The following is a 15404-nucleotide window of genomic DNA, read 5'->3' on the forward strand; positions in this document are numbered from 1 at the left end:
AGGGAGGCGTTGTGCCTCCCTGTGCATTTCTGGAACACGCATGAAAATACTGATCGTTGGGCCCAGCTGGGTCGGTGACATGGTGATGGCGCAGACCCTGTTCGTCTGCCTCAAACAGCGTCACCCCGACTGCGAGATCGACGTGCTGGCGCCCGAGTGGAGCCGGCCGATCCTCGAGCGCATGCCCGAAGTACGCGCTGCGCTGAGCTTCCCGCTCGGCCATGGCGTGCTGGATATCGCCAGCCGCCGGCGCATCGGCAAGTCCCTGGCCGGCCAGTACGATCAGGCCATTCTCCTGCCCAACTCGCTGAAGTCGGCCCTGGTGCCGTTCTTCGCCGACATTCCGCTGCGTACCGGCTGGAAGGGCGAGATGCGCTACGGCCTGCTCAACGACATCCGCAAGCTGGACAAGGATCGCCTGCCGCTGATGATCGAGCGCTTCATGGCGCTCGCCTTCGAGCCCGGCGCCGAACTGCCCAAGCCCTATCCGCAGCCGCGTCTGCAGATCGATGAAGCCAGCCGCAGTGCGGCCCTGGCCAAGTTCAAGCTCACCCTGGATCGCCCGGTGCTGGCGTTGTGCCCCGGCGCCGAGTTCGGCGAGGCCAAGCGCTGGCCGGCCGAGCACTACGCCAAGGTCGCCGAAGTGAAAATTCGCGCCGGCTGGCAGGTGTGGCTGTTCGGCTCGAAGAACGACCATCCGGGTGGCGAAGATATCCGCAATCGCCTGATTCCCGGCCTGCGCGAGGAAGTGGTCAACCTGGCCGGCGAAACCTCGCTGGCCGAGGCCATCGACCTGATGTCCGCCGCCGCTGCCGTGGTCTCCAATGACTCCGGGCTGATGCACGTGGCTGCCGCACTGAACCGTCCGCTGGTGGGCGTGTATGGCTCCACCTCGCCGCAGTTCACCCCGCCGCTGGCCGACCAGGTGGAGATCGTCCGTCTCGGTCTGGACTGCAGCCCGTGCTTCGAGCGCACCTGCCGCTACGGTCACTACAACTGCCTGCGTGAGCTCAAGCCGCGCCCGGTGATCGAGGCGCTGGATCGCCTGGTCGCCGATCCCATCGAGGTCGAATAGTGCGGGTTCTGCTGATCAAGACTTCCTCGCTGGGCGACGTGATCCACACCCTGCCGGCGCTGACCGATGCGGCGCGGGCCATCCCCGGCATCCAGTTCGACTGGGTGGTGGAAGAGGGCTTCGCCGAGATCCCTGCCTGGCATCCGGCCGTGGCCCAGGTGATTCCGGTGGCCATCCGCCGCTGGCGCAAGAACCTCTGGCGGACCCTGAAGAATGGCGACTGGCGCCGCTTCAAGACGCGCCTGGGCGAGACCGACTACGACCTGGTGATCGACGCTCAGGGTCTGCTGAAAAGCGCCTGGCTGACTCGCTACGTCAAGGCGCCAATTGCCGGCCTGGATCGCGACTCGGCGCGCGAGCCAATCGCCTGCCGCTTCTACGATCACCTGTACCCGGTGGCGAAGAACCAGCACGCCCTGGAGCGTACCCGCCAGCTGTTCGCCCAGGCCCTGGGCTACCAACTGCCAGCGGAGATCGGCGACTACGGCCTGGATCGCGCGGCCATGGCCGATGCCTCGCAGGCGCCTTACCTGCTGTTCCTGCATGGCACCACCTGGGCCAGCAAGCACTGGCCGGAAGCCGACTGGCGCGCCCTGGCCGAGCGCATGGCCGGGCAGGGCTGGGCCGTGCGCCTGCCCTGGGGTAACGAGACCGAGAAGGCGCGTGCCGAGCGCATCGTCGCCGGTATCGATGGCGCTGCCGTGCTGCCGAAACTCAATCTGGCTGGCGTGGCCAAGGTGATCGCCGGCGCCACGGCCTGCGTGGCGGTGGATACCGGTCTCGGCCACCTGGCAGCGGCGCTGGATGTGCCGTGCATTTCCCTGTACGGCCCGACCCTGCCGGGCCGGGTCGGCGCCTACGGGCGTGGCCAGGTGCACCTGTGCGCCAGCGGCCCGCATGCCGGCGGCGGCGACCGCCACAAACCTTGTTTCGATGGCCTGGGCGCCGAGCGCGTGGGCAATGAGCTGAATGCCTTGCTCCTGGCGCAGCAGGAGGCGGTGTGATGCAGCTGGCGTTTGTCCTCTACAAGTATTTTCCCTTTGGTGGCCTGCAGCGCGACTTCATGCGCATCGCCCTGGAGTGCCAGGCGCGCGGTCACGCCATTCGTGTCTACACACCGATCTGGGAGGGCGAAGTGCCCGCCGGTTTCGATGTGCGCGTGGCGCCGATCAAGGCCCTGTTCAACCACCACCGCAACGAGAAGTTCAGCGCCTGGCTGGCTGCCGACCTGGCCCGTGACCCGGTGGACCGGGTGATTGGCTTCAACAAGATGCCTGGCCTGGATGTCTACTATGCCGCCGACGGTTGCTACGAAGACAAGGCGCAAACCCTGCGCGCGCCGATCTACAAACGCTGGGGCCGCTACAAGCATTTCGCCGACTACGAGCGGGCGGTGTTCGCCCCCGAGTCGAAGACCGAGATCCTGATGATTTCCGAAGTGCAGCAGCCGCTGTTCATCAAGCACTACCAGACCCCGGAGGCGCGTTTCCATCTGCTGCCGCCGGGCATCGCTGCCGACCGCCGTGCGCCAGCCAATGCCGCCGAGATCCGCGCCGAGTTCCGCCGCGAGTTCAAGCTGGCGGACAGCGACCTGCTGCTGGTGCAGATCGGCTCCGGTTTCAAGACCAAGGGCCTGGATCGCAGTCTCAAGGCGCTGGCCGCCCTGCCGCGCGAGCTGAAGCAGCGCACCCGGCTGATCGCCATCGGCCAGGATGACCCGCGTTCGTTCCAGCTGCAGGCCAAGGCGCTGGGTGTGTCCGAGCAGGTGCAGATTCTCAAGGGCCGTAGCGACATTCCGCGCTTCCTGCTCGGCGCCGACCTGCTGATCCACCCGGCCTACAACGAGAACACCGGTACTGTACTGCTGGAAGCCCTGGTTTCCGGCCTGCCGGTGCTGGTCAGCGATGTCTGCGGCTATGCCCACTACATCGCCGAGGCCGATGCCGGACGCGTGCTACCTAGCCCGTTCCAGCAGGAGCGGCTCAACGCCATGCTGACCGAGATGCTGACCGACGTCGAAGCGCGGGCGAAGTGGAGTGCCAACGGCCTGGCCTTCGCCGATACGGCCGACCTGTATTCCATGCCGCAGCACGCGGCCGACGTGATCCTGGCGGAGCGGGCATGAAGCTGATCCTCGCCGAACCGTTCAAGAGCCTGTGGGCTGGCCAGGACCCCTTCGTCGCCGTGGAGGCGCTGCAGGGCAAGGTCTACCGCGAGCTGGAAGGCCGTCGCACGCTGCGCACCGAAGTCGCCGGGCGCGGCTATTTCGTCAAGATCCACCGTGGCATCGGTTGGGGCGAGATCGTCAAGAACTTGCTGACCGCCAAGCTGCCTGTGCTCGGTGCAGCCCAGGAGTGGCAAGCCATCCAGCGCTTGATCGAGGCTGGCGTGGCGACCATGACCGCCGTCGCCTACGGCGAGCGCGGCAGCAATCCGGCGGCGCAGCATTCCTTTATCGTCACCGAGGAACTGGCGCCGACCATCGACCTGGAGCAGCTGACCCTCGACTGGGCGCACCAATCGCCCAGCCCGCGCCTCAAGCGTGCGCTGATCGCCGAGGTGGCGCAGATGACCGGTAGCATGCACCGCGCTGGGGTCAACCACCGCGACTGCTACATCTGCCACTTCCTGCTGCACACTGACATGCCGGTGACGGCGGATAACCTGCGCTTGTCGCTGATCGACCTGCACCGCGCCCAGGTGCGTGCCGCCACGCCGCTGCGCTGGCGCAACAAGGACCTGGCCGCGCTGTATTTCTCGGCGCTGAATATCGGCCTGACCCAGCGCGACAAGCTGCGCTTTCTGCGCGGTTATTTCAGCGCATTGCAAGGCGCCCAGCCGCTGCGCACCATCCTGCGTGACGAGGCCCGGCTGCTGGCCTGGCTGGAGCGCAAGGCGGAGCGTTTGCTAGAGCGATATGCCCGCAAATATGCGCCGGGAGCCGGGTAATGAGTGAGTGGCGGGTAACCGATCTTTGTCCCGCTGCATTGCGCGATGAGCTGGCCGATCTGCAGCGGGTGTTTGCCCTCGAGGGCCATCGTCTGACCCGTGATCCGCTGTCGGAGGTGGTGCGTGTCGAGCGTGATGGCGTGTGCTATTACGTCAAGCGCTACTGGGGCGCGGGCAAGGGACTGCGCCGCTATATCGGGCGGCCGCGGGTCAAGGCCGAGTGGCAGAACCTCAAGTATTTTGCCAAGTGGGGCATTCCGACGGCGCCCATCGTGGCCTATGGCCTGGAGCGCAAGGCGGGTGCCTTCGTGCGTGGCGCGCTGATCACCCGCGAACTGCCCGCTACCCAGGACCTGGCACTGCTGGCGCGGCGCAAGGATCCACGCCTGGCTGATCGTACCTGGGTCGAGACGGTCAGCGTGCAACTGGCCCGCGCGACTCGCACCCTGCATGATCACCACTTCACCCATAACGATTTGAAGTGGCGCAACCTGCTGGTCAATGACCGCGCGGAGCTGTTCTTCATCGATTGCCCGACTGGGGCGTTCTGGTGGGGGCCGCTGCTCAGCTACCGCATCGTCAAGGACCTGGCCTGCCTGGACAAGGTGGCCAAGTATCAGCTGAGCCGTACCCAGCGCCTGCGTTTCTATCGGCAATACCGCGGCTGCGAGCGGTTGAGTGCAGCGGACAAGCGGGAGGTCCGGCGCATCGTCAAATTCTTCGAGGGGCGGGAATGAGTGACTTTATCGCGGCCGAGGATCGTGCCGTTCTCGAAGACCACGGCCTGGCCAGTTTCGAGGCGCTGTGGGCGCTGCAGCTGGAGGCGGTGGATGAGCCCAATACCGAGCGCGGCGGCTGGAGCAGCGTGTATCGCCTGGAGTTGGGCGAGGTGGCCTTTTACCTCAAGCGGCAGAGCAACCACCTGACGCGCAGCCTGCTGCATCCCTTCGGCGAGCCGACCTTCGCCCGCGAGTTCCGCAATATTCAGCGCTACCGCGAATTGGCTATACCTGCACTGCAGGCGGCTTTCTTCGCCGAGCGGCGCTTGCCCGGTGAGCGCCGCGCCATTCTGTTGACCCGTGCATTGCACGGCTGGCAGGATCTCGACCACTGGCTGCAAGGCTGGGAAGGCGTGCCGGAGGCAACTCGCCAGGCCATTTTGCGCGCCTGCGGCGAGCTGGCTCGGCGCCTGCACAATGCCGGGCAGATGCACGGTTGCTTCTACCCCAAGCATATTTTCCTCAAGGCCGACGGTGCGGGCTTCGCCGCGCAGCTGATCGATCTGGAAAAGACCCGTCCGCTGCTGTTCGGCCAGCGCGACCGGATCAAGGATCTGGAACCGCTGCTGCGTCGCGCCAGTGTTTGGAGCGAGGCCGAGGTACGCGAGCTGCAAGTGGCCTATCTGGGCGCGGCGGGTGACCTGGAGAGCTGGTGGCAGCGCCTGAGTGCCCGTCGGCGGCGCAAGGAAACACGCTGATGCGGCTTGCTCAACTGGCTCAGGCCGGCCGCCAACCGCTGCTGCCGCTGCGCATCGAGCTGGCCGGTGAGGTGCTGGAGCTGCAACGCCTGTTGCGCGTGCTGCCGGATCAGCGCTACGTCGGTCTCGCCCTGTGGCGCGGGCGCCCGGTACTGGCCAAGCTACTGGTCGGCGGCAGGGCCGAGCGGCACTTCCAGCGCGAGCTGCAGGGTGCGCGCCTGCTCGCCGAGCAGGGCCTGCGCACGCCCGAGCTGCTGGCCCAGGGTTGGCGGGCGGGTGAGGGCGGCTGGCTGCTGTTCGACTATCTGGATGGCGCCGAGAGCCTGTGGGATGCCTGGCGGGCGGCGGAGAACCTGCTGCTGCTGAACGGGGCACAGCAGGCCGTGCTGGGCGAGGCCCTGGCCGCGATCGCGCAGATGCACGCCAAGGGGCTGTGGCAGTCCGATCTGCATCTGGACAACCTGCTGCGCCATGCCGGCGGCGTATCGATCATCGATGGTGGTGGGGTGCAGGCCGAAGTCGCCGGCCAGCCGCTGTCGCGCGCGCGGGTGCTGGCCAATCTGGGCATGTTCTTCGCCCAGCTGCCCGCCGAGTTGCAGCCCTTCATCGAGGAGCTGCTGGTGCACTACCTGCTGGCCAATGGCGAGCATGCCTTGCCGCTGGAGGCTCTGTTGGCCGAAGTGGGCAAGGTGCGGCGCTGGCGCCTGCGCGACTATATGCAGAAGATCGCCCGCGACTGCAGTCTGTTCAGCGCCAGGATCGGTGCATTCGGTTTGCGCGTGGTGCGCCGGGACTGGGCCGCCGAGCTGGCGCCTCTGCTCGCTCAGCCCGATGCGTTGCTCGCTGAGGGGCGCGCCTTGAAGCTGGGCGGTTCCGCCACGGTTGCCCAGGTGCGCCAAGGCGGGCGCGAACTGGTGGTCAAGCGCTACAACATCAAGGGCTTCGTCCACTGGCTCAAGCGCTTCTGGCGCCCCAGTCGCGCCTGGCACAGTTGGTGCGAAGGTCATCGCCTGGAGCTGCTGGGCATCGCCACCCCGCGGCCGTTGGCCGTGCTGGAGCGGCGCTGGTGCTGGTTGCGCGGCCCGGCCTACCTGATTACCGAATACTGCGGCGGGCAGGATATAATCGCGCGTTTTCAGCCCTATCTGGCTCAGGATGGGCTGAGTTTACCGCCCGAGTCCGACCTGTTGGCGCTGGATCGCCTGTTCGCCGCCCTGCTGCGCGAACGCATCAGTCACGGGGATTTCAAGGGCAACAACCTGTTTTGGGATGAGGCGCGAGCGTGCTGGTCGCTGATCGACCTGGATGCCATGCAGCAACATCGCCGCGCGCGCAGCTTCGCCCGGGCCTATGCCCGCGATCGTGCCCGCTTTCTGCGCAACTGGCCGGCTGATTCACAGCTGTTCAAGCTGCTCGACGAACGTTTACCGCAGGTGCTCGGCACCTGCCCTGAATAGAGGCTTTTCCTGTGGCACTGACGATTCTTGGCCTGTCCGGCGCCCTCAGTCACGACCCTTCCGCTGCCCTGTACATCGACGGCAAGCTGATCGCGGCCGCCGAAGAAGAGCGCTTCGTGCGCGACAAGCACGCGAAGAACCGCATGCCCTACGAGTCGGCCAAGTTCTGCCTGGAGCAGGCCGGGATCAAACCGGGTGACGTCGACGTGGTGGCCATCCCCTTCGCGCCGATCAGCATCTTCGAGAAGGCCCGCTGGCAGTATGCCAAGCGCTACTGGTACGCGCCGGATCGCGCCCTCGACGCTATCCTCATGGGCAACCGTCGCTACAAGCGCTACTACAAGCACATCCAGTGGTGCCTGCAGCAGCTCGGCTTCGACCTGAAGAAGGTCAAGATCGAGCCGGTCGAACACCACCTGGCCCACGCCGCCAGCGCCTACCACTGCTCGGGCTTCAGCGAGAAGACCGCGATCCTCGGCATCGACGGCAAGGGTGAGTACGCCACCACCTTCTTCGGCTACGGCGAGAACGGCAAGATCCACAAGGTCAAGGAATTCTACGACCCGGATTCCCTCGGTGGCCTGTACGGTGCGATCACCGAGTTCCTCGGTTTCGAGATGCTCGACGGCGAGTTCAAGGTCATGGGCATGGCGCCCTATGGCGACGCGGCCAAGTACGACTTCTCGCGCCTGGCCAAGTTCGAGAACGGTGAGCTGATCATCAACACCGACTACGCCAACGTCATCGGCTTCCGTCGCTACAAGGAAAACGGCAAGGGCTACTACTTCTCGCCCAAGCTGATCGAGTGGCTGGGGCCGAAACGTCAGGGCGACATCGCCGACGATCCGTACATCCACTACGCCGCCAGCATGCAAGCGCTGTTCGAGAAGCTGGCGCTGGAAATGATGGATTACTACCTCGGTGACATCATCAAGGAAACCGGCAAGATCGCCTTTGCCGGCGGCTGCGCGCTGAACGTCAAATTGAACCAGAAGATCATCGCCCGCCCGGAAGTGAAGGAGCTGTTCGTCCAGCCGGCTTCCGGCGACGCCGGTACCTCGGTCGGCGCCGCCGCCTACGTCTCGCACCAGCGCGGCGTGCCGGTGGAGAAGATGGAGCACGTCTACCTCGGCCCTTCCTACTCCAACGAAGACGTAATCGCCGCCTGCGCCTGTCACCCGAGCAAGCCGGTGTTCAAGCAGATCGACAACATGCCGCAGCGCATCGCCAAAATCATGGTCGACGCCAACCCAGTGGCCTGGTTCCAGGGCCGTATGGAGTTCGGTCCGCGCGCCCTTGGCGGTCGCTCTATCATCGGTTGCCCGAGCGTGGCCGGTGTGGCCGACCGGATCAACGAGCAGATCAAGTTCCGCGAGCGCTGGAGGCCGTTCTGCCCGTCGATGCTCGACACCGTTGGCCCGCAGATGCTCAAGGTCGACCACCCGAGCCCGTTCATGACCTTCACCTTCGAAGTCAACGAAGAGTGGAAGACTCGCGTCGGCGAAGTGGTGCACGAGGACGGCACCTCGCGCGCCCAGGTGCTCAAGCGCGAGTACAACCCGCGCTACTACGACATGATGCTGGAACTGGAAAAACTGACCGGCAACGGCGTGTCGCTGAACACCTCGCTCAACCGCCGCGGCGAGCCGATGATCTGCTCGCCGACCGACGCGCTGAACATGTTCTACGGCTCCGACCTGCAGTACCTGATCATGGAAGACATCCTCGTGGTCAAGGACGGCAAGGACTGGTATGACGCAGTCTGATGGGCCGCGTGTCCTGCAGCTCTGCCACGGCTATGACGGGCCGTTCCTTGACTGTGCCCGGCAGTACGCCGCGCTGTTCGTCGGCACCGAGTACAAGGTCACCACCGTCTACCTGACCGGCGCGCCCTGCACCGAAGTGGCGGCGGGCTCGGTCTCCGACGAGGTGATCTTCCTCGACTATCGCAGCCAGGATCTGCGCGGCCTCAAGCTGCGCGCCATCGGCGATGTGCGGCGTATTCTTGCCGGCCGGGATTTCCGACTTTGTGTCGCTCATCGCTTCAAACCGAGCTATATCGTGCTGCTGGCCAGCCGCCTGCCGGTGGTGGCGGTCAGCCATGCCTTCGGTGTTTTTTCTCGGCTGAGCCGACGCCTTTTTATTGGTCGCTTTCGTGCGCGCCTGTTGCTGCTTGGCGTCTCCAATGCGGTGCGCGACGACATCCGTCGATGCCTGCCGGGCTGGCCGGCCGAGCGCATAGAGACGCTGTACAACCGCATCGACCTTACCGCCGTCCAGGCTGAACAGTTTGACCGCGAAGCCGCCCGTGCCCGCCTCGGTCTGCCTCAGGGCGCCTGGGTGGTCGGCAACGTCGGTCGCCTGCATCCAGATAAGGACCAGGCTACCCTCATCCGCGGCTTCGCCCAGGCCTTGCCGCAACTGCCTGCTGACAGTCTGCTGACGATCATCGGCGTGGGGCGGTTGGAAGCGGAGCTCAAACTACTGGCCGAGGAACTGGGCGTGGCGGCGAGCGTTCGTTTTCTCGGCCGTGTGCCCGAGGCGCGCCGCTACTTCAAGGCCTTTGACGTGTTCGCGCTGACATCCGACCATGAGCCCTTCGGTATGGTTCTGCTGGAGGCTATGGCTGCCGGGGTGCCGGTGATCTGCAGCGATTGCGGTGGTGGGCGTGAGGTGGTGGAGGCTGTTGGCCAACTGTTTCCCTTAAGAAACGTATCGGTGCTTGCCGAATGTATAGAAAAAAGTCAGTTGTATTCAGATGATGAGTTGAGTTGTCTGCAGGGGCGTAGTCTTGAGGTCATTAAGGCTAGCTACTCAGACAGCGCGGCGAGTAGTTTTTTCTGGAAATTTATGCGAGTTTTTAAATTATGAAATCGCCACCTAGCATTTTATTTATTATCCCTTATTTTGGGAAATGGCCTTTTTGGATGCCGTTTTTTATAGAGAGTTGTAGGACTAATCCCGATGTCAACTGGCTGTTGATTAGTGATTGTGAAGTCTTACCTGATTTGCCTGGTAATGTAGAGCTGAGGTCGATTAGTTTTCAGGATTACTGCTTGTGGATATCATCTCGTTTGGGTTTCAGCTTTGCGCCGGTCAATCCTTACAAGCTTTGTGATATTAAACCTGCCTATGGCTATCTGCATGAGCAAGATGTGGAAGGCTATGACTATTGGGGGTTTAGTGATATTGATCTCGTGTATGGTAATTTGCGCGCATACTTCACTGAAGAGCGATTGAATAGTTTTAAATTTTTCTCTACTCACAGGCGTCGCGTTTCTGGACATCTGTGTTTGTTGCGTAATGAGCGGAAGTTGCGCGAGTTATTTTGGAGGATTAGAGACTTCAAACGTCGAGCGCAGGATCAGAAAAACCATGCGCTGGATGAAGGGGGGGTTCACTCGCTTATTCTTGTGGCGTAAGAATTTTCCGGATTTTCTTTTTAAATTCGTCAACTGGTTTAACCCGTTACGGCATGTGTCCGAGTTCAAAGAGGCTTACAGTACGCCTAACGGAAGGCGCATTTGGACAGATGGCACGCGTGAGCATCCGGCCTCTTGGCACTGGGAGATGGGACGCCTAACCAATTCAAAAGACGGGGAGCGAGAGTTTCCTTACTTGCACTTTCTGAAGATTAAGAAAAAATTCTGGCATTCAATTACTGTCCCGGCACAGGATGAGCTTGAGCAATTAGCACGCGTTCAGCGGTGGTCCATTGATATTGAGGGATTTCACCCTTTGGGGGCCAGGGGTAGTGACTAATCCGTGGGCCGAAAAGTGTCGACAGCTAGATGTGTATCGTTGGCAGTTGCTGCGCGAGCGTCATGGGCTATTGGCGAGTGCCCTGCGTTTTGCCCGTGACGCGCTGAATGATTGGTGGTTCGGTACGTTCGCCAAATGGCGACTGGCTGAGTCAGTTTCAGCAGGGCCCTGCGATTTCCTTTTGCTGCAGTCGGCGCCCAAGGTCATTACCTTCCAGCGCAAGAAGCTGCTGATCGAGGCGTTGCGCAGTCGTGGCCACATACTGATCGAAACGGCCCTGCCCGAAGCGCAAGCCATTCTCCGCGAACGCCTGTTGTGGCGGCCCCCCCAGCCCGTGCCGCTGCGCTACTTCGGCTATGCGGCGCATGCCGAATGGCTGGTCGAGCGCCATGCGCCCAAGGTCGTGCTCAATGATCGCAACGGAAGCCTGTATTCGCCGTTCCTGCGTCTGGCGCTGAACACCCGCCAGCGGCTGTTGGTGCACCTGGCGCACGCCACCACGGTAGAGCATTCGCGGCGGCTGGGCATGAACGACTACGACTATTACTTTCTGTTCGGACAAAGCTCGCTGGAAGCCCTGCAGGCGCGCGAGTTGCGCTTCGGTAGCTCGACTGCGGTGCTGGCCGGTTCGCATATGATCGATACGGCCTTCGATCTGCCACCGGCCGATCCGGCGCAGCGGGTGCTGCTGGTGCTCGGCGTCGGGCCGGACAAGGAAAAGGAAGCGGGCTACCAGCGCACCTATCGGCTGTTACGCGACTGGGCTGCACGCAATCCCGACTACCAGGTGCTGGTCAAGGCGCATCCGCGCAGCCAGGTACCGTTCTGGCAACAAGAGGCCGCGGTGTTGAATAACGTCGAGGTGCTGCCGCGCGAGTGTGGTCTGGCCGAGGCCCTGGCGCGCGCATCGGTGGTGGTCAACATCATGTCCAACGCGGTGATCGAAGCCGCCTTGGCACGGCGCCCGCTGCTCTATGTGAATGCCAGCGCTGATGCGGATATCTTCGCCCAGGAGCGCTTTTTGGGCCCCTGTGTTGCGACCCTCGAAGGCTTGCAAGAAGCTGTCCGTGGCATTGAGCAGGATCATGCGGCTGCCTTGGCGCGCAGTGCCGATTTTGCCGAATATCATCTGGCCCATGGTTGCGCAGGGCTCACCTGGAATATCCAGACGCTGACGAACCTGCTGGAAGGCCGCTGTCCGTCGGGCGTGTCCGTAGCACTCACCTCCACCGTCGAGCAGTAACCGAGCATGCTGAAAGCCATTCTCTTTAACGATACTTCGCACAACAAACATCACGGCTGTCAGATCGTCCTCAAGCAGCTCTATGAGCTCGCTGCGGCGGCAGGGGTTCGTATCGTCAGGGCCTGTCCGATGCGCCACGATTGGCGTGACGACCCGCAGTTGCAGAAGGATATTGCCAGTGCCGATCTGTGCCTGATCAATGGCGAAGGCACGCTGCACGATGATGCACGAGCGGCGCAGATGCTGGTGGCGCTAGCACCGTTCTGCCGGGAACGCGGGGTGCCGTGCTTCCTGATCAATAGCGTGTGGCAGCGCAATGCCAAACTGATCGAGCCGGCCCGGGCGTTTAGCGGGATATATCTGCGCGATCACCGCAGCCAGGATGAATTGGCCGCAGCCGGGATCGTCAGCCGAGTGGTGCCCGATTTGACCCTGAGCATGATTCCGCCGTCTTCACAGGCGCAGCGCCAGGGTTTCCTGGTCAATGGCAGCTTCTATGAGGAACGCACCCAGGAAGCCTGGGCGGCGCTGCAGCAGGTGGCGGATCCTGCGGTCAGCTACCTGAGCATCCAGGCGCTGCCGCTAATCCAAACCGGCAAGGGCTTTCCATCTTACGTCTGGAAGAGTCTGCGCAGCCGTTTCAAGGCCTGGCGTGCACGCCGCCAGGCGCAGCAAACAACGCTGGGACGGACGATCGAGCGCAAGCAAATCAAGCTGCTGCGCTGGAAGTACTGTGCAACCAGTGATTCCGCCTTCCTGGGGCGTCTGGCTGGTAGCCAGGGCGTCATCACGGGGCGTTTCCACTGCGTCACGCTCTGCCTGCTGACGGGCACGCCATTTTTCGCCATCGGCTCTAATACCCACAAGATCGAAGCACTGCTTGAGGCCTGTCAGTTGCAAGGCCGTGTTTACCCGGACTATGCCTCGGCGCTGGCTGCGCGCGCTCGGATCGCCTTCGATGATGCGGAGCGCCTGGCAGTGGCTAACTTTGTACGTGGTAGTCGCCAGCAAGCGCAGCAGATGTTTGTTGAAATTGCCGCGGCTGTTGTAGCCGCGCGCTCGCCGCAAGGGCGCCCCTAATAGCCTGGCGGTGGCTCTGGACTGCACGGCCCGAGTGAATGGAAGCTAGCGAGATCAAGAGATGAACAAGGTTTTATTCTTCGCCCTGGCCAAGCACCAGCGCCTGTATTTCCAGCGCCTGCTCGATGAAACGACAGTCGAGGGCAAGGTGGTGGTTCCCGCCCAGATGCCCTGGCCAAGGCCCTGGCAGCTGCCGCATGTGGTCAAGCGCATCAATTGGCCGCAGCTGATCGAGGAGAAGTGCCACGAGCGCAGGGTCAAGCGCAAGTATGAAGGCGGGCTGTACAAGCTGCTGCTGCGCCTTGAGCTGGCCTGGATGGCCCTGCGCGTGCAGGCGTTGTTGCTGCGCGAAAAGCCCGTCAATGTGGCGATGTGGAACGGCTCGCACCGTTATTGCCAGCTGCTGCTGGCGCTGCTGCCGCAGGACTGTCAGACGTTCTTCTTCGAGAACGGCCTGCTGCCGAACACCACGACACTGGATACCAAGGGCGTCAACTACCGCAACTCGGTGCCGCGCGATGCCGCTTTCTTCCGCGACTACCAGGCGCCGGAGGGGGCGGCCAGAGCAGAGCTGGCGCTGGTGCCGCGCAAACCGCGCAATACCGGGTTGGCGGAGATCAAGCTGCCCGAGCGCTTCGTCTTTATCCCGTTTCAGGATGATCGCGATACCCAGGTGCGGCTGTTCTCCCCTTGGGTCGCGGACATGCGTCAACTGTTTGCCCTGGGTGAGCGTCTGGCCGACGAGACCGGTCTGACGGTGGTGTTCAAGGAGCATCCGGTCAGTCGCGAGTCGTATCCGGAGCTGCATGCGCGCAGCCATGAGCGGCTGCTGTTCGCCAATGGCAACAATACCCAGGCGCTGATCCAGGCGAGTCAGTTCGTCATCACACTGAACTCGACTGTGGGGCTGGAAAGCATCCTGCTTGGCAAGCCGGTGCTGACCCTTGGGCAGGCGTTCTTCAATATTCCTGGCCTGATCGCTCATGCGGACTCCGCCGACGAGCTGATTGCACAGGCTCGCGCATTTCCCGACTGGTCGTTGGATGAGTGCATCCGTGACAACTTCCTGCGCTACATGGCCGCCGAGTATTGTGTCGAGGGTGGTTGGTTGGATGCCGATGTGGCGCAATTGCAGCGCGTGGCGAGTCGAATGCAAAGGTTGGGGCGATAACGTGCGATTGAGTGGGTGGTTGTCGCCGCAGCTGTTGTCGCGCTGGGCCGCGCTGGGTTTGCTGGTGTTGTTGTGTGGCGCATGGGTGATACCAAGCAGCAAGCTTTATCATCAAGCTCTGATTATCCTGCTGTGGCTACCCGCGCTGTTGGCCTTGTTCCTGCGCGATTTTCGCAAGCTGCTGAGGCAGCCGGAGATAGTGCTGTTTATTGCCCTGTCGGCCTGGGTCATGGTCGTGCTGGCCGTGAAGGGGGGGCAGGACCCACTGGGCGAAGCCAAGCGACCGATGTACGTCCTGCTTTCCCTGCTCGGGGTGTTATTGGCTTCCAGGGGGCAGTGGTCCATCGAGGCACTCCTGCGTCCTGCGGCTCTGCTCGGTGGTTTATTCGCTCTGTTTTCCGTGCTGTATTTTCAGTTTTCTTCCCCGCATCCACCGGGGCAGCGGCTGATTGCCATCGGCCTTTGGGATAAGGCAATCATGGCTGCTCATGCAGTTGGCGCGCTGGCTGTCATTGGGGTTTTTGTTAGTCAGAAGCCGCGAAGTTTCCTCTGGCTGTCGCTCGGTGCGGTGAGCGCGCTCGGCTATCTGACGTTCCTGGGGCTTAATCAGACTCGTGGTGTCTGGCTGGCATTGTTCATGGTGCCGCTGGTGATGGCCTTTGCCCGACCGACCCGCTTGGGCGTGCTTGCGGCAATAGCGGTAGTACTGCTCGGCGCGCTGGCTGCTCTTCTGATACCCGAGATCCTGATGCAGAGAGGCTTGTCCTACCGGCCGGAGCTCTTGGCTGGCGGGCTGCGCCATCTGCTGGAAAACTGGGCGCTGGGATTTGGCTTCAATGCTTATGAAATCCTCGTGCCGAGCAGTGGGCAAGTGTTCAAGCATCCGCACAATATGTACTTGGACTTGGCTATTCGCCTGGGCGTGCCTGGGCTATTGCTGTTCGCTCTGCTCTGGGGCTGCGTGGCCTGGCGCGCGTGGCAAAATAGGGCTGAGCCTTTGGGGCGTGCGTTGCTGGCATTGTGGGTGTTCTCCAGTATTGCCCTGCAAACGGATGGCATCGGTCTGTGGCTCAAGCCAAATGCAGACTGGTTGATTACCTGGCTACCCGTTGCGCTGAGCATGGTTCTGGCGGCAAGGCAGCGGGTAGGTGGCGGTCTGAGCCCGCAAGCCCCAAGGGGAATATAGAGAA

Annotated in this window: 13 protein-coding genes and 1 pseudogene; all 14 read left to right on the forward strand. The window is 62.8% G+C overall.

The window, feature by feature from the left end; translation table 11 throughout:
- The first annotated feature begins 40 nt into the window (after positions 1-40).
- The 14 genes and pseudogenes from waaF (at position 41) to LRS11_RS07925 (ending at position 15400) form a co-directional block, all read left to right on the forward strand.
- Complete coding sequence (waaF, locus tag LRS11_RS07860) at positions 41-1075, forward strand: lipopolysaccharide heptosyltransferase II (protein WP_260496300.1); 1035 nt, start codon at positions 41-43, stop codon at positions 1073-1075.
- The gene (gene waaC, locus LRS11_RS07865; protein ID WP_260496301.1) at positions 1075-2079 is read left to right on the forward strand and encodes a lipopolysaccharide heptosyltransferase I; all 1005 of its coding nucleotides are present in this window, start codon (positions 1075-1077) and stop codon (positions 2077-2079) included. The genes waaF and waaC overlap by 1 nt, the downstream gene beginning before the upstream one ends.
- Positions 2079-3200: a glycosyltransferase family 4 protein gene (locus LRS11_RS07870; RefSeq protein WP_260496302.1), complete on the forward strand. Its 1122-nt coding sequence runs from the start codon at positions 2079-2081 to the stop codon at positions 3198-3200. The genes waaC and LRS11_RS07870 overlap by 1 nt, the downstream gene beginning before the upstream one ends.
- Entirely contained in the window at positions 3197-4024 is an 828-nt protein-coding gene (gene rfaP / locus LRS11_RS07875; RefSeq protein WP_260496303.1) for a lipopolysaccharide core heptose(I) kinase RfaP, read from the forward strand. Before LRS11_RS07870 ends, rfaP begins: the two co-directional genes overlap by 4 nt.
- Positions 4024-4761, forward strand: a complete 738-nt coding sequence (locus LRS11_RS07880; RefSeq protein ID WP_260496304.1) for a lipopolysaccharide kinase InaA family protein — start codon at positions 4024-4026, stop codon at positions 4759-4761. Before rfaP ends, LRS11_RS07880 begins: the two co-directional genes overlap by 1 nt.
- Positions 4758-5501 carry a lipopolysaccharide kinase InaA family protein gene (locus LRS11_RS07885; protein WP_260496305.1) on the forward strand — a complete coding sequence of 248 codons (744 nt, stop codon included), beginning with the start codon at positions 4758-4760 and terminating at the stop codon, positions 5499-5501. Before LRS11_RS07880 ends, LRS11_RS07885 begins: the two co-directional genes overlap by 4 nt.
- A complete protein-coding gene (locus LRS11_RS07890) occupies positions 5501-6958 on the forward strand; it encodes a lipopolysaccharide kinase InaA family protein (protein WP_260496306.1) in 1458 nt (485 codons plus the stop codon). Before LRS11_RS07885 ends, LRS11_RS07890 begins: the two co-directional genes overlap by 1 nt.
- Before the next feature lie 11 nt (positions 6959-6969).
- On the forward strand, positions 6970-8724 hold the full coding sequence (locus LRS11_RS07895; protein WP_260496307.1) for a carbamoyltransferase: 1755 nt from the start codon (positions 6970-6972) through the stop codon (positions 8722-8724).
- Entirely contained in the window at positions 8711-9829 is a 1119-nt protein-coding gene (locus LRS11_RS07900; RefSeq protein WP_260496308.1) for a glycosyltransferase, read from the forward strand. Before LRS11_RS07895 ends, LRS11_RS07900 begins: the two co-directional genes overlap by 14 nt.
- Positions 9826-10720 (forward strand): annotated as a pseudogene (locus LRS11_RS22455) (DUF6625 family protein). The gene LRS11_RS07900 and the pseudogene LRS11_RS22455 overlap by 4 nt, the downstream one beginning before the upstream one ends.
- 31 nt (positions 10721-10751) lie before the next feature.
- The gene (locus LRS11_RS07910) at positions 10752-11963 is read left to right on the forward strand and encodes a capsule biosynthesis protein (RefSeq protein WP_260496309.1); all 1212 of its coding nucleotides are present in this window, start codon (positions 10752-10754) and stop codon (positions 11961-11963) included.
- A 6-nt stretch (positions 11964-11969) separates the two neighbouring features.
- Positions 11970-13043, forward strand: a complete 1074-nt coding sequence (locus tag LRS11_RS07915) for a polysaccharide pyruvyl transferase family protein (protein ID WP_260496310.1) — start codon at positions 11970-11972, stop codon at positions 13041-13043.
- Positions 13044-13104: 61 nt separating this feature from the next.
- The gene (locus LRS11_RS07920; RefSeq protein WP_260496311.1) at positions 13105-14214 is read left to right on the forward strand and encodes a capsular biosynthesis protein; all 1110 of its coding nucleotides are present in this window, start codon (positions 13105-13107) and stop codon (positions 14212-14214) included.
- A gap of 19 nt (positions 14215-14233) precedes the next feature.
- Positions 14234-15400, forward strand: coding sequence for an O-antigen ligase (locus tag LRS11_RS07925; protein WP_260496312.1), 1167 nt, complete (start codon positions 14234-14236; stop codon positions 15398-15400).
- The last annotated feature ends 4 nt before the right edge of the window (positions 15401-15404 follow it).

This window comes from Pseudomonas sp. J452, from assembly GCF_024666525.1.
GTDB lineage: Bacteria > Pseudomonadota > Gammaproteobacteria > Pseudomonadales > Pseudomonadaceae > Aquipseudomonas.

Excerpts from the sequence above, each read along its gene's own strand:
- LRS11_RS07880 (WP_260496304.1), top strand. The coding sequence starts at position 4,024 with ATGAGTGAGTGGCGGGTAACCGATCTTTGTCCCGCTGCATTGCGCGAT.
- LRS11_RS07900 (WP_260496308.1), top strand. The coding sequence starts at position 8,711 with ATGACGCAGTCTGATGGGCCGCGTGTCCTGCAGCTCTGCCACGGCTAT.
- LRS11_RS07915 (WP_260496310.1), top strand. The coding sequence starts at position 11,970 with ATGCTGAAAGCCATTCTCTTTAACGATACTTCGCACAACAAACATCAC.
- LRS11_RS07885 (WP_260496305.1), top strand. The coding sequence starts at position 4,758 with ATGAGTGACTTTATCGCGGCCGAGGATCGTGCCGTTCTCGAAGACCAC.
- LRS11_RS07870 (WP_260496302.1), top strand. The coding sequence starts at position 2,079 with ATGCAGCTGGCGTTTGTCCTCTACAAGTATTTTCCCTTTGGTGGCCTG.
- LRS11_RS07920 (WP_260496311.1), top strand. The coding sequence starts at position 13,105 with ATGAACAAGGTTTTATTCTTCGCCCTGGCCAAGCACCAGCGCCTGTAT.
- LRS11_RS07890 (WP_260496306.1), top strand. The coding sequence starts at position 5,501 with ATGCGGCTTGCTCAACTGGCTCAGGCCGGCCGCCAACCGCTGCTGCCG.
- rfaP (WP_260496303.1), top strand. The coding sequence starts at position 3,197 with ATGAAGCTGATCCTCGCCGAACCGTTCAAGAGCCTGTGGGCTGGCCAG.
- waaF (WP_260496300.1), top strand. The coding sequence starts at position 41 with ATGAAAATACTGATCGTTGGGCCCAGCTGGGTCGGTGACATGGTGATG.